The 19,726-nt window shown below is 68.0% G+C and carries 20 protein-coding genes; 13 read left to right on the forward strand and 7 right to left on the reverse strand.

The window, feature by feature from the left end; genetic code table 11:
- Window positions 1-107 precede the first annotated feature (107 nt).
- From RS901_RS12050 to ftsB, 7 genes are all read left to right on the forward strand, one after another.
- Window positions 108-929, forward strand: a complete 822-nt coding sequence (locus RS901_RS12050; protein ID WP_316148991.1) for a peptidase — start codon at window positions 108-110, stop codon at window positions 927-929.
- Window positions 930-950: 21 nt separating this feature from the next.
- Window positions 951-1,757 carry an alpha/beta hydrolase gene (locus tag RS901_RS12055; RefSeq protein ID WP_316148992.1) on the forward strand — a complete coding sequence of 269 codons (807 nt, stop codon included), beginning with the start codon at window positions 951-953 and terminating at the stop codon, window positions 1,755-1,757.
- A gap of 162 nt (window positions 1,758-1,919) precedes the next feature.
- Window positions 1,920-3,572 (forward strand): CTP synthase, encoded by a 1,653-nt coding sequence (locus RS901_RS12060; protein WP_316148993.1) that lies wholly within the window; start codon window positions 1,920-1,922, stop codon window positions 3,570-3,572.
- A gap of 28 nt (window positions 3,573-3,600) precedes the next feature.
- Window positions 3,601-4,470 (forward strand): 3-deoxy-8-phosphooctulonate synthase, encoded by an 870-nt coding sequence (kdsA, locus tag RS901_RS12065; protein ID WP_010808998.1) that lies wholly within the window; start codon window positions 3,601-3,603, stop codon window positions 4,468-4,470.
- A gap of 82 nt (window positions 4,471-4,552) precedes the next feature.
- Window positions 4,553-4,846, forward strand: coding sequence for a DUF1330 domain-containing protein (locus tag RS901_RS12070; protein WP_316148995.1), 294 nt, complete (start codon window positions 4,553-4,555; stop codon window positions 4,844-4,846).
- A gap of 88 nt (window positions 4,847-4,934) precedes the next feature.
- Window positions 4,935-6,224, forward strand: coding sequence for a phosphopyruvate hydratase (eno, locus tag RS901_RS12075; protein WP_013956143.1), 1,290 nt, complete (start codon window positions 4,935-4,937; stop codon window positions 6,222-6,224).
- A 168-nt stretch (window positions 6,225-6,392) separates the two neighbouring features.
- Window positions 6,393-6,734, forward strand: a complete 342-nt coding sequence (gene ftsB / locus RS901_RS12080; RefSeq protein WP_316148996.1) for a cell division protein FtsB — start codon at window positions 6,393-6,395, stop codon at window positions 6,732-6,734.
- A gap of 55 nt (window positions 6,735-6,789) precedes the next feature.
- Here ftsB and RS901_RS12085 read toward each other — a convergent pair whose 3' ends face one another.
- The 3 genes from RS901_RS12085 to RS901_RS12095 form a co-directional block, all read right to left on the reverse strand.
- The gene (locus tag RS901_RS12085) at window positions 6,790-7,212 is read right to left on the reverse strand and encodes a hypothetical protein (protein WP_316148998.1); all 423 of its coding nucleotides are present in this window, start codon (window positions 7,210-7,212) and stop codon (window positions 6,790-6,792) included.
- 103 nt (window positions 7,213-7,315) lie between these two features.
- Window positions 7,316-8,317, reverse strand: coding sequence for an Hsp33 family molecular chaperone HslO (locus tag RS901_RS12090; protein ID WP_013956146.1), 1,002 nt, complete (start codon window positions 8,315-8,317; stop codon window positions 7,316-7,318).
- Between the two features lie 39 nt (window positions 8,318-8,356).
- A complete protein-coding gene (locus RS901_RS12095; RefSeq protein ID WP_010808992.1) occupies window positions 8,357-8,881 on the reverse strand; it encodes a gamma carbonic anhydrase family protein in 525 nt (174 codons plus the stop codon).
- 137 nt (window positions 8,882-9,018) lie between these two features.
- Here RS901_RS12095 and RS901_RS12100 point away from each other — a divergent pair, with 137 nt between their 5' ends.
- Window positions 9,019-9,900 carry a ferritin-like domain-containing protein gene (locus RS901_RS12100; RefSeq protein WP_410054106.1) on the forward strand — a complete coding sequence of 294 codons (882 nt, stop codon included), beginning with the start codon at window positions 9,019-9,021 and terminating at the stop codon, window positions 9,898-9,900.
- A 17-nt stretch (window positions 9,901-9,917) separates the two neighbouring features.
- Here the strand turns inward: RS901_RS12100 and RS901_RS12105 are convergent, their stop codons facing one another.
- Complete coding sequence (locus tag RS901_RS12105) at window positions 9,918-11,123, reverse strand: MFS transporter (protein ID WP_316149001.1); 1,206 nt, start codon at window positions 11,121-11,123, stop codon at window positions 9,918-9,920.
- Between the two features lie 39 nt (window positions 11,124-11,162).
- The gene (locus tag RS901_RS12110) at window positions 11,163-12,365 is read right to left on the reverse strand and encodes a serine hydrolase domain-containing protein (protein ID WP_316149003.1); all 1,203 of its coding nucleotides are present in this window, start codon (window positions 12,363-12,365) and stop codon (window positions 11,163-11,165) included.
- 115 nt (window positions 12,366-12,480) lie between these two features.
- On the opposite strand from RS901_RS12110, the gene RS901_RS12115 reads away from it, so the two are divergent.
- Window positions 12,481-13,368 (forward strand): LysR family transcriptional regulator, encoded by an 888-nt coding sequence (locus tag RS901_RS12115; RefSeq protein WP_316149004.1) that lies wholly within the window; start codon window positions 12,481-12,483, stop codon window positions 13,366-13,368.
- Here RS901_RS12115 and RS901_RS12120 read toward each other — a convergent pair.
- Window positions 13,365-15,095 carry an acyl-CoA synthetase gene (locus tag RS901_RS12120; protein WP_316149005.1) on the reverse strand — a complete coding sequence of 577 codons (1,731 nt, stop codon included), beginning with the start codon at window positions 15,093-15,095 and terminating at the stop codon, window positions 13,365-13,367. The genes RS901_RS12115 and RS901_RS12120 overlap by 4 nt on opposite strands.
- A gap of 168 nt (window positions 15,096-15,263) precedes the next feature.
- On the opposite strand from RS901_RS12120, the gene RS901_RS12125 reads away from it, so the two are divergent.
- Window positions 15,264-16,163, forward strand: coding sequence for an alpha/beta hydrolase (locus RS901_RS12125; protein ID WP_316149006.1), 900 nt, complete (start codon window positions 15,264-15,266; stop codon window positions 16,161-16,163).
- A gap of 16 nt (window positions 16,164-16,179) precedes the next feature.
- On the opposite strand, the gene RS901_RS12130 is transcribed toward RS901_RS12125, so the two are convergent.
- On the reverse strand, window positions 16,180-17,265 hold the full coding sequence (locus RS901_RS12130) for an NAD(P)/FAD-dependent oxidoreductase (RefSeq protein WP_316149007.1): 1,086 nt from the start codon (window positions 17,263-17,265) through the stop codon (window positions 16,180-16,182).
- Between the two features lie 160 nt (window positions 17,266-17,425).
- On the opposite strand from RS901_RS12130, the gene RS901_RS12135 reads away from it, so the two are divergent.
- The 3 genes from RS901_RS12135 to RS901_RS12145 all read left to right on the forward strand — a co-directional run bounded on the left by RS901_RS12135 (window position 17,426) and on the right by RS901_RS12145 (window position 19,711).
- On the forward strand, window positions 17,426-18,271 hold the full coding sequence (locus tag RS901_RS12135) for a 3',5'-nucleoside bisphosphate phosphatase (protein ID WP_316149009.1): 846 nt from the start codon (window positions 17,426-17,428) through the stop codon (window positions 18,269-18,271).
- A 71-nt stretch (window positions 18,272-18,342) separates the two neighbouring features.
- On the forward strand, window positions 18,343-18,966 hold the full coding sequence (locus RS901_RS12140; RefSeq protein WP_035822863.1) for an L-threonylcarbamoyladenylate synthase: 624 nt from the start codon (window positions 18,343-18,345) through the stop codon (window positions 18,964-18,966).
- Between the two features lie 79 nt (window positions 18,967-19,045).
- Window positions 19,046-19,711 (forward strand): site-2 protease family protein, encoded by a 666-nt coding sequence (locus tag RS901_RS12145; protein WP_316149011.1) that lies wholly within the window; start codon window positions 19,046-19,048, stop codon window positions 19,709-19,711.
- Window positions 19,712-19,726 lie beyond the last annotated feature (15 nt).

Consider the following 19,726-nt stretch of genomic DNA (forward strand, 5'->3'; position numbering starts at 1 on the left):
CTGATTCCAGACAGGGCGCGGTGCCGCGGCACCGGCGCTAGAATCCGGGGTATGCAGGCCATCGGCTGGCCACTTCCGGCCGCCGCGAAGCACACCAAAACAAGACCATGACTTACTGTGTAGCCATGCGGCTGGATGCCGGCCTGGTATTCCTGTCCGATTCCCGCACCAATGCGGGGGTAGATGCCATCTCCACGTCGCGCAAGATGACGGTGTTCGAAGAACCCGGCGACCGCGTGATGGTGCTGATGACCGCCGGCAACCTGGCGATCAGCCAGTCGGTGCGCCAGATTCTGGCCGAGAACCATGACGAGAAGCGCTCGCTGTGGACCGCTCGCGACATGTTCGAGGCCGCTTCCATCGTCGGCGAGGCGGTGCGCCAGGTGCACAAGCGCGACGCGCATGCGCTGCGCGATGCCGGCATCGAATTCAATGTCAGCCTGATCTTCGGCGGCCAGGTGCGCGGCGAGCGTGTCCGCCTGTTCAACATCTACGCGGCGGGCAATTTTGTCGAGGCCACGCCCGAGAACTGCTACTTCCAGATCGGCGAGGCCAAGTACGGCAAGCCCATCGTCGACCGCGTGGTGCACCCGTCGCTGCCGCTGGCCGAGGGGGTCAAATGCGCGCTGATCTCGATGGATTCGACGCTCAAGTCGAATATCTCGGTCGGCTTGCCGCTGGACCTGCTGGTCTATGAGGCCGATACGCTGTGCGTGACGCGCTTCGTCAACATCGACGAGCGCAACGCCTACTTCCGCATGATCCGCGATACCTGGGGGCAGCGCCTGCGCCAGGTCTTCGGCGAGATCCACAACCCGGAGTGGGATCCGGCCGCGCCCGCCGAATTCTCGCTGGCGCGTCCCGGCGAGGCCGACCGCTGGGGCCAGCCGGTGCGCGCCAAGCGCAATCCGTCGCGTACCCAGGACTGAGGGCCGAGCGAGAAACAAGCGATGCGCGAGATCATTCATTTTTCCCATGCCAACGGCTTTCCGGTGACCACCTACCGCAAGCTGTTTGGCGAACTGGACGGCGACTTCGAATTCCGCGCCGTGGACCGCTACGGGCACAAGCCTGAATTCCCGGTGACGCGCGGCTGGCCGCACCTGGTGGAGGAGCTGCTCGGCGAGGTCGACCGCCAGTACCGCGAGCCAGTGTGGCTGGTGGGCCATTCGCTGGGCGGCTTCCTGTCGCTGATGGCGGCGCTGCGGCGCCCGGAGCGCGTGCGCGGCGTGGTGATGCTGGATTCGCCGATCATTGCCGGCTGGCGTGCTTCGCTGCTGAAGACCGCCCAGATGTTCGGCATGGACGAAAAGCCCGGCCCGGCAGCAGTGACCAAGAACCGGCGCACCCACTGGCCGGATGCCGAGGCGGTCTGGGAACACTTCCGCGCCAAGCCCAACTTCGCGGTGTGGGACCAGGAAGTGCTGCGCGACTACGCCATCCACGGCACCGAGCCGACCGGCAAGGACAACGAGCGGCGGCTGCGCTTTGACCGCGAGGTCGAATACTGGATCTACCGCACGCTGCCGACCAGCCTTGGGCGCAAGGTGGCGCGCGGCGCGCCGGTGCCGGTCGGCTTTGTCGCCGGCACCCGTTCGCGTGAGGTGCGTCAGTGCGGGCTGGGTGCCACCCGCAAGCTGGTCGGCCCGAACCTGCGCTTTATCGAAGGCGGCCATCTGTACCCGATGGAGCGGCCGCAGGAGACGGCGCAGCTGGTGCGCGACCTGATCGGCGCGATGCGCCGCGAGGGGCGCTGAGGCGGGCGTAGCGGGGGCATGCGGGAGGCGTGCGGCGCATGCGCCGCAACACACAGGGAACCCCTGTTGCAGCCCCGCCGAGGAGGGGTGCTGTCACAAATTCCGGGTCGGCGGGAATCGGGCTCTCATGTATAATCCCGATTTCCCCGGCAAGCTCGGTTTATGACCAAATTCGTCTTCGTCACCGGTGGCGTCGTCTCTTCTCTCGGCAAGGGCATCGCTGCTGCCTCGCTCGCGGCCATTCTTGAGTCGCGCGGCCTCAAAGTCACCCTCCTCAAGCTAGATCCCTACATCAACGTCGATCCCGGCACGATGAGCCCTTTCCAGCATGGCGAGGTGTTTGTCACGGAAGACGGTGCTGAAACCGACCTGGATCTCGGCCACTACGAGCGTTTCGTCTCGGCCAAGATGCGCAAGTCGAACAACTTCACCACCGGCCAGATCTACGAATCGGTGATCCGCAAGGAGCGCCGCGGCGAATACCTGGGCAAGACCGTGCAGGTGATCCCGCATATCACCAACGAGATCCAGGCCTTCGTCGAGAGGGGCGCCGCGGCGTCGCACGACGGCAAGGCCGACGTGGCGCTGGTGGAAATCGGCGGCACCGTGGGTGACATCGAATCGCTGCCGTTCCTCGAAGCCGCGCGCCAGATGAGCCTGCGCATGGGCCGCAACCACTGCGCCTTCGTGCACCTGACGCTGGTGCCGTTCATTGCCAGCGCCGGCGAGCTCAAGACCAAGCCGACCCAGCACTCGGTGCAGAAGCTGCGTGAAATCGGCATCTCGCCGACCGCGCTGCTGTGCCGCGCCGACCGCCCGATCCCGGACGACGAGCGCGCCAAGATTTCGCTGTTCGCCAACATCCCGCAAGACGCCGTGATTTCGGTGTGGGATGCGGACAGCATCTACAAGATCCCGCAGATGCTCAACGAGCAGGGCCTGGACCGCCTGATCTGCGAGGAACTGCGCCTGGATCCCAAGCCGGCCGACCTGTCGATGTGGCAGAAGCTGGTGAACGCCCAGGAAAATCCCGAGCACGAGATCACCATCGGCATGGTCGGCAAGTACGTCGACCTGACCGAGTCGTACAAGTCGCTGATCGAGGCCCTGCGCCACGCCGGCATGCACACCGCCACGCGCGTCAACATCGAGTACATCGATTCCGAGGAACTGGAATCGGGCCACCTCGAAGTGCTGGCCCCGCTCGACGCCATCCTGGTCCCGGGCGGCTTCGGCAAGCGCGGCACGGAAGGCAAGATCCGCGCGATCCAGTACGCCCGCGAGAACAACATCCCCTACCTGGGCATCTGCCTGGGCATGCAGCTGGCCGTGATCGAGTTTGCCCGCCACCTGGCCGGCATGACCGATGCCAACTCGACCGAGTTCAACGTTGAAACCGAGCACCCGGTGGTCGCGCTGATCACCGAGTGGGTTGACCGCGAAGGCAAGGTCGAGCAGCGCTCGGCCGATTCCGACCTGGGCGGCACCATGCGCCTGGGCGCCCAGCGCGTGCCGGTCAAGGAAGGCACCAAGGCAGCGACGATCTACGGCGCCGAGGTCAACGAACGCCACCGTCACCGCTACGAGGTCAACAACCACTACGTGCCGACGCTGGAAAAGGCCGGCATGGTGATCTCGGCGCGCACGCCGACCGAGAACCTGCCGGAAATGATGGAGCTGCCGGAGTCGATGCACCCCTGGTTCGTCGGCGTGCAGTTCCACCCGGAATTCACCTCGACGCCGCGCGACGGCCACCCGCTGTTCAAGGCCTACGTCGAAGCCGCGCTGGCCAGCCAGCAGCGCAAGGGCGCCTGAGCCCCGGCGGCAAGCAGGAGAGACAGTCATGAAACTCTGTGGATTCGAGGCCGGCCTCGACAAGCCGTTCTTCCTGATCGCAGGTCCTTGCGTGATCGAGTCCGAGCAGATGGCGCTGGATACGGCCGGCGAGCTCAAGGCCATCACCGCTGAACTGGGCATCCCGTTCATCTACAAGTCGTCGTTCGACAAGGCCAACCGGTCTTCGGGCAAGTCGTTCCGCGGCCTCGGGATGGAAAAGGGCCTGGAGATCCTGGCGACGGTCAAGCGCGAGATCGGCGTGCCGGTGCTGACCGACATCCATGAGATCGACGAGATCAAGCCCGTCGCCGCCGTGGTGGACGTGCTGCAGACGCCGGCCTTCCTGTGCCGCCAGACTGATTTCATCCGTGCCTGCGCCCAGAGCGGCAAGCCGGTGAACATCAAGAAGGGCCAGTTCCTGGCGCCGCACGACATGAAGAACGTGATCGACAAGGCGCGCGATGCCGCGCGCGAAGCCGGTCTGCCTGACGATGTCTTCATGGCCTGCGAACGCGGCGTCTCGTTCGGCTACAACAACCTGGTGTCCGACATGCGCTCGCTGGCGATCATGCGCGAGACCGGTGCTCCGGTGGTGTTCGACGCCACCCACTCGGTGCAGCTGCCGGGCGGCCAGGGCACCAGCTCGGGCGGCCAGCGCGAGTTCGTGCCGGTGCTGTCGCGCGCCGCCGTCGCCACCGGCGTGGCGGGCCTGTTCATGGAAACGCACCCGGACCCGAGCAAGGCCATGTCCGATGGCCCCAACGCGGTGCCGCTGTCGCGCATGAAGGAACTGCTGGCCGTGCTCAAGGACCTGGACACGCTGGTCAAGCGCGCCGGCTTCCTGGAAGACAACTTCGGCTGGCCGGCCTGCGCCTGAGCAGGCCCGGTTTTGTCACCACCGCAATGCCGGTGGTGACAAACCATATCGAAAGACAATACAAAAAATCGGGAGATATTCCATGGCCGCGGGCTATATCATCGCCTACGTCGACGTGACCGACCCCCAGCAGTACGAAGAGTACAAAGTGCTTTCGAGCAAGGCCATGCAGATCCATGGCGCCGAAGTGCTGGTGCGCGGCGGCAAGGCCGAGCCGCTGGAGGGCGAGTGGGCGCCGACCCGCGTCGTGGTGCTGAAATTCCCCAGCTATGAAGCCGCCAAGTCGTTCCACGACGGCGAAGCCTATCGCGCCGCCCGCAAGGCGCGCGAGCACGCGGCAAAGATGAACATGATCGTGGTGGAAGGCGCTGCCTGAGGGTTGTCGGGCAGTTTGACATGCGCCTGACACGGGCACAGGTTGAAGTAATCAGCAGCAGCAAGAATCAACAGTCAGAGAGGAATTCATGAGTGCAATCGTAGATATCATCGGTCGCGAGGTTCTCGACTCGCGCGGCAACCCCACCGTCGAATGCGACGTGCTGCTGGAATCCGGCGTGATGGGCCGTGCGGCCGTGCCGTCGGGCGCCTCCACCGGTTCGCGCGAAGCCATCGAACTGCGTGACGGCGACAAGTCGCGCTACCTGGGCAAGGGCGTGCTGAAGGCCGTCGAGCACATCAACACCGAAATCTCCGAAGCCATCATGGGCCTGGACGCCTCCGAGCAGGCCTTCCTGGACCGCACCCTGATCGACCTCGACGGCACCGAGAACAAGGGCCGCCTGGGCGCCAACGCCATGCTGGCGGTGTCGATGGCCGTGGCCAAGGCCGCCGCTGAAGAAGCCGGCCTGCCGCTGTACCGCTACTTCGGCGGTTCGGGCGCGATGCAACTGCCGGTGCCGATGATGAACATCGTCAACGGCGGCGCGCACGCCAACAACAGCCTGGATATCCAGGAATTCATGATCATGCCGGTGTCGCAGACCAGCTTCCGCGAAGCCCTGCGCTGCGGCGCCGAGATCTTCCACGCGCTGAAGAAGATCCTGGCCGACAAGGGCATGTCCACCGCGGTGGGCGACGAGGGCGGCTTCGCCCCGAACTTCTCGTCCAACGAGGAATGCCTGAACACCGTGGTGCAGGCCATCGAGAAGGCCGGCTACCGCGCCGGTGAAGACGTTCTGCTGGCACTGGACTGCGCCGCCAGCGAGTTCTACCACGAAGGCGAGGGCGTGTACCAGCTGGAGGGCGAAGGCCTGAAGCTGACCTCGACGCAGTTCGCCGACTACCTGGCCAACCTGTGCGACAAGTTCCCGATCGTGTCGATCGAGGACGGCATGGCCGAAGGTGACTGGGACGGCTGGAAGACGCTGACTGAGAAGCTGGGCACGCGCGTGCAGCTGGTGGGCGATGACCTGTTCGTCACCAACACCAAGATCCTGAAGGAAGGCATCGAGAAGGGCATCGGCAACTCGATCCTGATCAAGATCAACCAGATCGGCACCCTGACCGAAACCTTTGCCGCCATCGAGATGGCCAAGCGCGCCGGCTACACCGCCGTGATCTCGCACCGCTCGGGCGAAACCGAAGACAGCACCATCGCCGACATCGCCGTGGGCACCAACGCCGGCCAGATCAAGACCGGCTCGCTGTCGCGCTCGGACCGCATGGCCAAGTACAACCAGCTGCTGCGCATCGAGGAAGACCTGGGCGATATCGCCAGCTACCCGGGCAAGGGCGCGTTCTACAACCTGCGCTGACACCTTGCCCCGTCGTTCCCGCTTGCGCGGGAGCGACGGCAAGCGGATGGAATGGCGGCGGCCGGGACTCCCTGGCCGCCGCCGTTTTTGTATCGAAATCTGCCTGGCAATTGCCTTCTAGGCTGAGTTCGCAGATCATTGTGCGGAATTTCCTGTCCGCCATCTTTCATGCGCCTGATTTCGCTGCTGTTGTTTGTGCTGCTGCTTGCCATCCAGTACCCACTCTGGCTCGGCAAGGGCGGATGGCTGCGCGTGTGGGACCTGAACCGGCAGCTGACCGAGCAGGGCACCCGCACCCAGACGCTCAAGCTGCGCAACGCCAAGCTGGAAGGCGAAGTCGCCGACCTGCAGGACGGCACCGGCGCGATCGAGGAACGTGCCCGCTATGAGCTGGGCATGGTGAAGGAAGGCGAGGTCTTCGTGCAGTTTGTCGCGCCGGCGCCCAAGGTCAGCGCCACGCCGCCGTTGCCGCCGCCGCCGAATTCGGCCGCCGGCAGAGGCGGCCACTAAGAGGCGTCTTGCTTCTCGCTGTCGGTGGGCTTGGATCCAGCCCGCTGGCTGCCCGTCACCACCAGCCGTACGGATAACCGCCCCAGCCCCAGCCGGGCATGCCGACGCTGACGCCGCCGCCCCAGTGGCCGCCACCCCATCCCCCGTAATACAGGTTCCAGCTGGTGTTCGGATAGCCATAGGCCGCGCGCGCGGCCGCGGCCTGCTGGTCGAGCGCGATCGCGGCGGCTTGCTCGCGCAGTATCTGCTGGTTCAGCGTGTCGAGCTTCTGCTTGTCGTCGGCCGTCAGCGGCGCTGGCGGGATGGCGTTGGGCGCCAGCCGCGCCGTGGGCGGCGAGCCGTTGACGTCGCGCGGCAGCTCTGCGCAGCCGGCGGCCAGCAGCAGTGCGCCGGTCGCGGCGCAGGCGGCAATGCCGCGCAGCACGGCCGGCACGATGGCGGGAGATTCAGGCAGGGAGGGGGTGGCTCGGGCGGACATGGCTGTTCTCAGGCTCGCTTGCGGCAGCTCGATGCTGCCATCGTACAGCCGTTGGACCGGACGGCAAGGCGGTTGTTTCCGCCGTGCCGCCCCGGCCCGCCGCTCAGTGGTGCTGGTGCGCGCCGGCACCGGCGCCGGTGGCGATATGGGTGGCCGAGAACAGCTGGGCGCAGTCGACCGGATCAAACTCATAGCGCAGGCCGCAGAAGTCGCAGTGGATTTCGACCTGGCCGCGCTCGGCGATGATGCCTTCGATCTCTTCCTGGCCCAGCGACTGCAGCATGCCCGCCACCTTGGGGCGCGAGCACGAGCAATGGAAATGCGGTGTCAGCGGCTCAAACACGCGCAGGCCGGCGGCCTGCAGGTCTTCCCAGAACAGGCGGCGCAGCAGGGTGTCGGGGGTTTCGGCCAGCAGTTCGTCGGCCTTGAGCGTGGCGCCCAGCTGCACGGCGCGGTCCCAGGTGTCCAGGTCCTGCGCGCGGGCATGGCTGGCCAGCGGCGCGCCGGTCTCGCCGACTTCCGCGGTGCCGCCGTAGGCCGGCAGCTTCTGCAGCAGCATGCCGGCGGCGACGTGGTCGTCCGCCGCCAGCCACAGGCGCGTGTCGAGCTGCTCGGACGCCTGCATGTAGTGCTCCAGCACGGCGCTGATCGATGCCAGCGGGCCATGCGCGTCGGCCAGCGGCACGATGCCCTGGTACGCCTGCTGGCCCGGCAGCTTGTCCTTCGGGTCCAGCGTGATGGCAAAGCGGCCGTGGCCGTGGGCGTTGACCATCTGCGCCAGCGTGGCGTCGTCGGCGATGTGCGCGTCCTCGGCCAGCTTGGCGGTGGCGCGCATCGACAGGTCGGACAGGCATTCCACCACCAGCATGCGCACCGGGCCGTCGCCGTGCAGCTGCATCACCAGCGCCCCGTTGAACTTCAGGTTGGCCGACAGCAGCGCCGCGGCGGCCATCATCTCGCCCAGCAGCCGGCGCACCGGTGCGGGATAGCTGTGGCGGCCCAGCACTTCTTGCCAGGTGGCTTCCATGCGCACCAGCTCGCCGCGCACGGGAGCCGCGTCGAACAGGAACTTCTGCAGGGTGTCGGGGGTGGTGGTATCGGTCACAATAATCTGTCGATGATTCGGTAAGTGCCGCCGCGGTCGTCAGCCGATCCGCTTGAGCTGTTGCTTGTACATGGCCTGCCGGGTGGCGTAGGTCTCGGCGTTGCGATACAGGTTGGCGACGTCGGCGTCGGTCAGCTGGCGCACCACCTTGGCCGGCGCGCCCAGGATCAGCGAGCGGTCCGGGAAGACCTTGCCTTCGGTCACCACGGCACCGGCGCCGACCAGGCATTCCTTGCCGATCACGGCGCGGTTCAGCACTACGGCCTGGATCCCGATCAGCGAGCCTTCGCCCACAGTGCAGCCATGCAGCATGGCCTGGTGGCCGATCGAGACCTTGTCGCCCAGGGTCAGCGGGCAGCCCGGGTCGGTATGCAGCACCGAGCCTTCCTGGATGTTGGTGTCCTCTCCCACCACGATCGGTTCGTTGTCGCCCCGGATCACGACACCGGGCCAGGCACTGGCGCGGGACTTGAGGGTCACGTTGCCGATGACGGTGGCCTCGGGGGCCACGTAGGCATCGCTGTCGATATTGGGCTTGACGTCGCCGAGCTGGTAAAGCGCCATGAGGTCTCCTGCACGAAGGGCTTTTGTTGAAGTGGGGGTTGCCGCCGGACTTTAAAGGGCCAGGGTGGGGTGCGGGCGCGCGGCGCCAAGGCGACTGCGCGGCTTGCCCGGCAGTCGGGCACCGGCCAGGCCCTACAATGGCGGCAGACCCGGATTTTACGCTCATGCCAGAAAAAACACCCGCCGCCGCCTTGCCTGAACCGTCACTTTCGCCGCGTCACCAGGCGCTGGCAGTGCTGTGCATGACGGATCCCCGGCAGAAGTCCGTGGCGGCGCGGGCACTTTACCGCCATGTGACGACGTTGCCGGACGAGGCGCTTGCCGCCGGCGAGGCGATCCAGGCCGATGCCGGCCAGGCCATCCCCGGCCGCCCCGCGCGGCCGCCGCTGGTGGCGCCGCAGGACGTCGAGCGGCGCCGCTCGCTGCATACCCCGGCCGGGCGCGCGGCGATGATCCATGCGCTGTGCCATATCGAGTTCAATGCCATCAACCTGGCGCTGGACGCGGCCTGGCGCTTCGCCGGAATGCCGCCTGGCTACTACCGCGACTGGCTGCGCGTGGCCGATGAAGAGGCGTACCACTTCACGCTGCTGGCCGACCACCTTGGCACGCTGGGCGCGGCCTACGGCGATTTCCCTGCCCACAACAGCCTGTGGGAGATGACCGACAAGACCGCCGGCGACGTGCTCGCGCGCATGGCGCTGGTGCCGCGCACGCTGGAGGCGCGCGGGCTCGATGCCTCGCCGCCGGTGCGCGCCAGACTGGCCGGCGCCGGCGATCACGCCGCCGCGGCCATCATCGACATCATCCTGCGCGACGAGGTCGGCCACGTCGCCATCGGCAACCACTGGTACCGCTGGCTGTGCGCGCAGCGCGGCCTGGACCCCGTTGCCACCTACGCGCAGCTGGCCGGGCGGTACCGCGCGCCGAAGCTGCGCGGGCCGTTCAATCTCGAGGCGCGGCGCGCGGCGGGCTTCGATGAAGAGGAACTGGCCTGGCTGGAGGCATCGGCCGGTTAGGCCTGCCGTCCTGTACCTTAGCCGCGCGGAGGAAAGCCATGCCTGCGCGCCGACCAGACCGCCAGCCAAGTGGCGGCGAGCAGGGCAGCCAGCACGGGCGGGAACGCGCCGATCCCGAAGCCATCGAGCAGCAGCCCGCCGATGACGCCGCCACCGGCGATGGCAATATTCCAGGCCGTGACCAGCATCGACTGGGCCACGTCTGCGGATTTGCCGGCGGTCTTTGCCAGCGCCGTCTGGAACAGCGTGGAGACGCCGCCGAAGCCAAGGCCCCAGATCGCGGCCGCGGCATAGACCACGGCCAGGTGCCCGCCTCCGGCCCCAAGCGCCAGCACCGCAAGCCCGAACAGCAGCGTGCTGGCCAGCGTCAGCGCCCGCAGCCACCGGTCGATCAGCACGCCGGTGATCCAGATGCCGGCGAGCGAGGCCACGCCGAACACGAACAGGACCAGATCAAGCCGTGCCCCGGCGTTGCCGGCTCGCAGGAACGGCGCGATATAGGTGTAGAGGATGTTGTGCGCCAGCACGAAGGCGAGCGTCACGAACAGCACGGGACGCACGCCCGGCACGGTGAACACGCGCGCGATCGGCAGCCGCTGGCCGGCGGGCTGGCCGGCAAAATCCGGCACGCTGGCCAGCACCCAGGCAATCAGGCCCAGCGTCAGCACGCTGATGATGCCGAAGCACGCGCGCCAGCCCATGAGGGCACCGAGGAGGGTCCCGGATGGCACGCCCAGCGACAAGGCCAGGGGGATGCCAACCATCGCGACAGCAATGGCCCGGCCCTTGAGGTGATCGGGAACCATGCGCGCGGCATAGCCAGCCAGCAGCGCCCACAGCAGGCCGGCCGAGACCCCCGCAAGGAAGCGCGCCGCCATCGTCAGGACATAGTTGCCGGACCAGGCCGTCACGGCGTTGGCGACGGCAAAGCCCGCGATGGCAAGCAGCAGCAGCGGCCGTCGCCGCAGCCCTTGCGTGGCTGCCGTCAGCGGCATGGCGGCCACCAGTGAACCGAAGGCGTAGACGGTGACGAGCTGACCGGCAAGCGGCTCGGAGATGGCAAGGCCCGCGCCGATCTGCGGCAGCAGCCCCGCCGGCAAGGCCTCGGTCAGGACGGTGATGAAGCCTGCGACGGCAAGCGCAAGCAGTGCCGGAAGCGGTAGCCGCGCAGGCTGCGCACCCTGCTGTGCATCGTTCGCAAGCGTGTTGGTGGCTGTGGTCATGTTGGCGCCTTGATAAGGGGTGATGCGTTGCGCGGATGGTTACGCGGCAGCGGGGGCGACACCGTAGACCGCGTCGCGCAGATCGGTGACAAAGCGGCCGGACATGCCCTCGTACAGCGTGTTGGTGAACGCCACCACGCTCAGCCCCTGGCTGCGGTCGACGAACCAGGCGTGGCCGTAGGCCCCGCCCCAGCGCCAGGTGCCGGCGGCTTCCGGGGAACCCGCCCGGCGCGGATCGCGCAGCACCGAGAAGCCCAGCCCGAAGCCGGTTCCCGGCGCATCGGGCAGGTCCAGGCCGCCGGTCTGGTCGCGCGCCATGTCTTCGACCAGGGCGGATGGCAGCAACGCGCCGCCGCCCTGGCGCAAGGTCTCCAGCAAGCGCAGGAAGTCTTGCGCCGTGCCCGCCATGCCCGCCCCGCCGGACGGGAAGGCCCGCGCATTGAAGATGCGGGCGGGGCTGTAGGGAATGCCAACCGTGCCTTCGAGCACGGGCACGGCTTCGCCTTCGCGCAGGCGGTGCGGGTGCGGGTTGTCATTCACATATGGGGTCGGCACGCGGTGCGCATCGCGTGCCACGAAGCCGGTGTCGTCCATGCCCAGCGGGCCGGTCACCAGCTGGCGCACTGCGGTGTCCAGCGGCGTGCCATGGACGCGCTCTATCAGCGCGCCCAGCACGTCGGTCGCGAGCGAGTAGCCCCACGCGTTACCCGGCTCGTACAGCAAGGGCACGCTGGCGATGCGCCGCAGGTTCTCCGCCAGGCTGATGGTCGTGTCGTCCATGCCGTCGGAAACACCGGCGCGGGCATAGGGTCCGTCTTCGCCGGACTCGAAGAAGCGATAGCCCAGCCCCGCGGTATGGCTGAGCAGCTGCCGCGCCGTGATGCGTGCCGGCCGGCCATCGGCCAGGCGCGGGCGGAATTCGGGCAGCCAACGGTCGATACCCTGGTCAAGGTCGAGCCGGCCTTGTGCCACCAGCACCAGTGCAGCTACGGAGACGATCGGCTTGCTTACCGAAGCCAGCCGGAAGACGGCGTCCCTGCGTATCGGCTGTCCGCTCTCCCGATCGGCCAGGCCTGCCGCCTGCTGGTGGACCAGTTCGCCGTCACGGCTGACCAGCACGACGGCGCCGACCAGTCGCCGTTGCTCCAGCGCCTGCCGGACCACGGCGTCGATGTGCGCATTCAGGGGCGCGGGGGATACATGGGACACACCTGGGCGCGGTGCAATCGCGGGGAGGGACACAGCGGATTCCTTGTTCAATGAACGACCCGCTCACGATAAGGACCCGGCCATTAAAGAAAAAGTGGGCTACAGTTCCTTTTTCTCCGGAACTTTGTGTCCGCAATCGGAGGGCATCATGGACAGCCTCAGTGGCTTCGCAGTGTTTGTGCAGGTGGCGGAGACCCGCAGTTTTGTCGCGGCGGGGCGCTTGCTGGGGGTGTCGGCCTCCGCCGTCGGCAAGAGCGTGGCGCGGCTGGAAGAAAGGCTCGGCGTACGGCTGTTCCACCGCAGCACGCGCAGCGTGACGCTGACCGCCGAAGGCACGCTGTTCCTGGAGCGCAGCCGCCGCGTGCTCGCCGAGATCGAAGCGGCGGAGCTGGAACTGGCCGAAGCCACCGCGGCGCCGCGCGGCCGCCTGCGGGTGAGCCTGCCGCTGGTCAGTTCACTGGTCTTGCCCGTGCTGGGCGATTTCATGCGCGCGTATCCGGACATCGAGCTGGACCTGGATTTCACCGATCAACTGGTCGATGTCATCGAGGAGGGCTTCGATGCGGTGGTCCGCACCGGCGAGCCCGCCGACTCGCGCCTGTCGGCGCGCAGGCTGGGTGCGTTCCAGGCAATGCTGGTGGCATCGCCCGAGTACCTGGCGCAGCGTGGCACGCCGAAGGTGCCTGCCGACCTGGCTGGCCATGCCTGCCTGCACTACCGCTTTCCCCATACCGGCAAGCTAGAGGCCTGGCCGCTGCGGCGCGCGCCGGGCGAGCCCGAGCTGGCGCTGCCGACATCGATGATCTGCAACAACATCGAAACGCGCCTGTGTTTTGCGCTGCGCGGCCTGGGCATTGCCTGCCTGCCGGATTTCGCCATCCGCGAGCAGCTGGCCGATGGCAGCCTGTGCCAGGTACTGGCTGGCCATGTGGGGCCGGCCAAGGCCTTTCATGTGCTCTGGCCGGCGAGCAGGCATCCCTCGCCCAAGGTGAGGGCGCTGGTCGATTTCCTCTGCGAGCGGGTCTTTCCTGCCTAGGCGCGCTTGCCCGCGCGCTCTTCCTCCAGCAAGCGCAGCACGCGCCGCTGGATCTTGCCGGTAGTGGTCATCGGCAGCTGGTCGATGAACTCGATCGCCTTCGGGTATTCATACGGCGCCAGCTGGCCGCGCACATGCGCCTGCAGCTCCGTGACCAGCGCCGCGTCGCCGTCGAACGAGCGCGCCACCGACGGCGTCAGCACCACGAAGGCCTTGACCACGGCGCCGCGCTCGGGGTCGGGCGAGGGCACCACGGCGCAGTTGGACACCGCCGGATGCTTGAGCAGGCAGTTCTCGATCTCGCTGGGCCCGATGCGGTAGCCCGAGGACTTGAACACATCGTCGGCACGCCCCTGGTACCACAGGTAGCCATCGGCATCGACGCGCGCCAGGTCGCCGGTGCGGCACCAGCGCAGGCCGTCGCGCTCGGTGTACTTGCCCGCGGTGGCGGCCTCGTTCTTCCAGTAGCCGAGGAAGAACACCGGGTCCGGATGCCCGGCGCTGTCAGTGGCGCATACCGCCACCTCGCCGTCTTCGCCGGACGCGCAGGGGCGGCCTTCGTCGTCGATCACCTGCACGCGGTGGCCCGGATAGGGGCGCCCCATCGAGCCCGGCCGTGCCGGCCAGCCCAGCTGGCTGTCGTCGTTCTGGGCGGTGCAGTTGCCGACGATGTAGTTGATCTCGGTCTGGCCGAACATCTCGTTGACGATCACGCCCAGCGCATCGCTGCACCAGCCGAACACGGTCTCGCCCACGGCCTCGCCGGCGCTCATCAGCGCACGCAGCCTGATGTCGTAGCGCTGCCGCGGCTCGGGGCAGGCCTTCATCATCTGCTTGAGCGCGGTCGGGAACAGGAAGGTGTTGGTGACGGCGTAGCGCTCCAGCAGCTCGAAGGCGCGCTCGGCGGAGAAGCGTCCCTGGTACCCGACGATGGGCTTGCCGAAATACAGCGCCGGCATCAGCGCATCCCACAGGCCGCCGGTCCAGGCCCAGTCGGCGGGGCTCCAGAACACGTCGTCGTCCTGCGGATACCAGTTCTGCGAGCAGACAAAGCCGGTCAGGTTGCCGATCAGCGCGCGGTGCGGGATCAGTGCGCCCTTCGGCGGGCCGGTTGTGCCGCTGGTGTAGATCAGCACGGCGGCTTCGTCGGCCTTGGTCTGCTCGGCGGTAAAGGCGGGCAGCTGCGCGGCCAGCAGCACGTCCCAGTCGTAGTCGCCGCGGCCATGGGCGCCGCCGGCGGCAATCACGGTGGCCAGCGTCGGGCATTCCGGGCGCGCGGCCAGCACATTGTCAATGGAAGTCTCGTCGGCGATCGCCACATTGGCTTCGCTGTGTGCGATGCGGTAGGCCAGCGCCTCGGGCCCGAACAGCATCGACAGCGGCATGGCGATGGCGCCGAGCTGGTAGATTGCCATATGCGCGATCACGGTCTCGATCCGCTGCGGCATCACGATTGCCACGCGGTCGCCGCGCGCCACGCCCAGTGCGCGCAGCGCCGCCGACAGGCGGTTTGCCTCGGCCTGGATATGGGCAAAGGTATGCGCGTTGCGGCGGCCGTCCTCGTGCTCGGTATAGACCGCGATGCGGTCCATCGTGGCCTGGTCGCGCGCCCAGCGCCCGCAACAGGCCTCGGCGATATTGAAATGCGGGGGGATTTCCCAGCGGAAGGATTCATACAGGGCGCGATAGTCGTCGCGCCGGCTTGCCGGCAAGGCAGCTGCGGCCATCCAGGGTCTCCGGTAGGTTCGGATCGCGGCAATGGCGGCCCCCGAGATGGCGGTGGCCGCTATAATGCGCTCAAGCGAACGATCGTTCTATTTTGTGTGGGCTTCCCTCGCCAGCCCCCGTGGCGCCGCGCCCGGCGGCAGGAAGACCCACGCGCCAGGGTGGAGACAATGACAATCAAGGAAACCTCGCGGTCTGAATTTATCACGTTGCGCGGGCTGCGCTACCACGTGCGCCACTGGGGCAAGCCCGGCGCGCGCAAGCTGTTCATGCTGCATGGCTGGATGGATGTGGCCGCCTCGTTCCAGTTCCTGGTCGATCACCTGCGCGGTGACTGGCATGTGATTGCGCCCGACTGGCGCGGGTTTGGCGAGACCGACTGGCCCACGCGCTACCCTGGCACGCAGTCGTACTGGTTCGCGGACTATATCGCCGACCTCGAGGCCTTGCTCGACCATTACGAGCCCGACGGCCAGGTCGACCTGGTCGGCCACAGCATGGGCGCCAACGTGATCTGCCTGTATGCCGGCATCCGCCCGCAGCGCGTGCGCCGCGTGGTGGACCTGGAGGGCTTCGGCATGACGGCGACGCGGCCGGTGCATGCGCCGAAGCGCTATGCGCGCTGGCTCGACGAACTGCGCGCCGGCTCGGCGCTGAAGACGTATGACAGCGTGGACGGCGTCGCCGCCCGGCTGCAGAAGACCAACCCGCGCCTGCCCGACGACCGCGCCGCCTTCCTGGCCGAGCACTGGTCGCGCCGCAATGCGGAGGGCCGCTGGGAGATACTGGGAGACCCCGCGCACAAGCTGGTCAACCCGATGCTGTACCGGCTCGATGAGGTGATGGCGATCTGGGAGCAGGTCAGCGCGCCAGTGCTGCATGTGGAAGCGCGCGATTCGGAGACGCTGCGCAATATCGCCCACAAGCAGGCCATCGACGAATTCAAGGAGCGCTTCCGCGCCTTCCGTGACTTCCGTGAAGCGGTGGTCGATGACGCTGGCCACATGCTGCATCACGACCAGCCCGCCGCGGTGGCGGAGCTGGTGGAATCGTTCTGCAGCGCGGTGTGAGCGCTGGCGCCGCCGCTCAGGCGTGCGTCAGCTTTTCCTTCAGCGCGGCGTTGTTGCTGGTGTGCACGTGCACCAGTGCCTTTTCCGGGAAGGCGTAGTGGTAGGCGCGGCGCAGCGCCAGCGCGGCCTCGTGGAAGCCTGACAGGATCAGCTTCTGCTTGTTGGTGTAGTAGGCGATATCGCCCGCGGCAAAGATGCCGCGGCGCGAGCTTTCGTAGGTGGTGGTGTCGACCAGGATGCGGCCGGCGCGCATGTCCATGTCCCACTGCGCGATCGGGCCCGGCTCGGACACCAGGCCGTACAGCGCCACCAGTTCATCGGCGGGCAGCACCGTGCCGCCGTCGCGGGTGCGCACCTCGACCTCGGTCAGCGGGCCGTCCTGGCCTTCGGTGCGCAGGGCGCCGAGCATGCCGACCACGAAATCCATCTCGCCGGCCGCCACCGCCTCGCGCATTTCCGCGACGGTGCCGTCGGCTGCGCGGAAGCCCTCGCGCCGGTGCAGCAGCGTCACACGCGCGGCCACCTTGCGCAGCGCCAGCGCCCAGTCCAGCGCCGAGTCGCCGCCGCCGGCCACCACCACGCGCTTGCCGGCAAAGCGCGACACATCGCGCACGGCGTAGTGCACGTGGCGGTCTTCCAGCGCGGGTGCTTCCGGCAGCGATACGCGCTGCGGCGCGAACGCACCCGCGCCGGCGCAGACCAGCACCGCGGCGACATCGAAGCGCTTGCCGCCGTCGGTGGTCACCAGCAGGCGTTCGTGCGCGGGATGTTTCTCCGGCACGGGCTGTGCCGGGATTTCGGACACGCTTTCCGCGCGCTGGCCGAAGTGCATCGGGAAGCCGAACGGCGCGCATTGCTCCAGCAGCCGGTCGACCAGGTCCTGCGCCAGGCAGCCCGGCACGGCGGGGATGTCGTAGATCGGTTTTTCGGGGTAGAGCTCAGTGCACTGGCCGCCGGCGCGGTCGAGCACATCGATCAGCTCGCACCTGAGGCCGAGCACGCCGGCCTGGAACGCGGCAAAGAGCCCGACCGGGCCGGCGCCCACGATCAGGACATCGGTGGTGGTGACGGGGGCTGGTGCGAGGGGGGTGGCGGTGGGCATTGGGCATGGCGGGCACGCCAGGTGCCCGCAAAAAGGACGGTGCAAGGCCCGACTATACCCCGCACATCGCCCGTTTCCGCCGACGCCAGCGTTGCCGGCAGGGCTTTCCAGGGTGCGCCGGCGTCACGCATGCAGGGGGCGACGGGAGTAGAATGGCCCCATGCAAAACGCCCACGCCATCAATGCCGACCTGCATTGCCATTCCACCGTGTCCGACGGCACGCTGGCGCCGCGCGCCATCGCCGAAATCGCCCGCGACGCGGGGGTCGCGTTCTGGGCGCTGACCGACCACGACGAATTGGGCGGGCAGGCCGAGGCGCGTGCCGCGGCCGAGGAATTCGGCATGCGCTATGTGCCGGGCGTGGAGATCTCGGTGACCTGGGCGGGGCAGACCGTGCATATCGTCGGGCTGCAGATCGACCCGCACTGCCCGGAACTGATCGACGGCCTGACCGATACCCGCTCGGGGCGCGCGCGCCGCGCGCGCGATATCGCTGACGCGCTGGCAAAAGTGGGCATCACCGGCGCCTATGAGGGGGCGCTGCAGCACGTGGGCAACCCGGACCTGATCTCGCGCACGCACTTTGCGCGCTGGCTGGTCGACCAGGGCCGTTGCGCCACCGTGGGCGAGGTCTTCAGCGAGTACCTGTCGGAAGGCCGCCCCGGCTATGTCGGCCACCGCTGGGCCAGCCTGGCCGACGCAGTCGGCTGGATCCGCGCCGCCGGCGGCATCGCCGTGATGGCGCACCCGGGCCGCTACAATTACACCGATACCCAGCACGACGCGCTGTTCGATGAATTCACCGCGCTGGGCGGTGGCGCCGTCGAGGTCGTGACCGGCAGCCACACCCCCGACCAGTACCGCCGCTATGCCTCGGTGGCCCGCCACTACGGGCTGCTGGCCTCGCGCGGCTCGGACTTCCACGGCCCCGGCGAAGGGCGCGTTGAACTGGGCAAGCTGCCGCCGCTGCCGCCGACGGTGACGCCGGTCTGGCACGACTGGTAGGCGCAAGCCCGGCCTGGCCGGGGTACCCCCCAGATTCCGCTCCGATCTGTCTGAATCCGCCACCCTGGTCCATGTCACAGTACTTCGAGATCCATCCGCTCAATCCGCAGTCGCGCCTGGTCAAGCAGGCCGCCCAGATCCTGCAGAAGGGCGGCCTGATTGCGCTGCCGACCGATTCCAGCTATGCGCTGGCCTGCCGGCTCGACGACAAGGGCGCTGTCGAGCGCCTGCGCCGGCTGCGTGGCATCGATGACCGCCACCACCTGACGCTGATGTGCCGCGACCTGTCCGAGCTCGGCAACTTTGCCCGCGTCGACAACCGGCAGTACCGCTGGCTCAAGGGCGCCACGCCGGGCCCGTACGTATTCATCCTGGAGGCGACCAAGGAGGTGCCGCGGCGGCTGTCGCACCCGGCGCGCAAGACCATCGGCGTGCGCGTGCCTGAACACGCGATTCCGCTGGCGCTGCTGGGCGAGACCGGCGAGCCGCTGATCTCGGCCACGCTGCAGATGCCGGGCGACGAAGAACCGCTCAACGACCCGGCGGAAATCCGCGCGCGGCTGGAGAAGCAGCTTGACCTGGTGGTGTGCGGCGGCCCGGCGCCGGCGCAGCCGACCACGGTGATCGACCTGACCAGCGGCGAGCCCGAGCTGATCCGCGCGGGCCGCGGCGACGTCGAGCGCTTCGGGCTCTGAGTTCCCCAGGCGCTGCCACCCCGCCTCGCGGGTGCACAAGCGTGCGCCCGGGCGGCTCCGGGCCGTTACAATAGGGATCATGGATTCCTCCCTTATCCAGACCTTCGCGGTCTATGCCCTGCCGGTGCTGTTCGCCATCACGCTGCATGAGGCGTCGCACGGCTACGTGGCCAAGCTTTTCGGCGACGACACGGCCTATGCGCTCGGGCGCGTCAGCCTGAACCCGATCCGCCATATCGATCCGATCGGCACCATCGCGGTGCCGCTGCTGCTCTACATCATGACCAGCGGCCAGTTCGTGTTCGGCTATGCCAAGCCGGTGCCGGTGGCGTTCGAGCGCCTGCGCAACCCGCGCTGGCACGGCATGTGGGTGGCGCTGGCCGGACCGGCCAGCAATGTGGTGCAGGCCTTCGTCTGGGTGCTGCTGGCCATCGGCCTGACCTGGGGCGGCGTGCGCGAGCCGTTTTTCGGCGAGATGGCGCTGGCGGGCGTGCGCGTCAATCTGGTGGTGGCGGCCTTCAACCTGTTCCCGGTGCCGCCGCTGGACGGCGGCCGCGTGCTGACCGCGCTGCTGCCGCAAGGCATTGCCCGCGCGGTGTCCCGCATGGAGCCGTACGGCATCTTCGTGGTGCTGGCGCTGGTGGCCGCGGGCGTGATCACCACGGTCTGGATGACGCCGGTGGTCAATGTGCTGATGGCGCTGATCGAGCTGCTGCTGCGCCCGATCGTGATGCTGCTGCATTGACGTGCCGGGGAACGC

Origin of the sequence: Cupriavidus sp. BIC8F, from assembly GCF_032465815.1 — a bacterium.
In the GTDB taxonomy this organism is placed as follows: domain Bacteria; phylum Pseudomonadota; class Gammaproteobacteria; order Burkholderiales; family Burkholderiaceae; genus Cupriavidus; species Cupriavidus necator.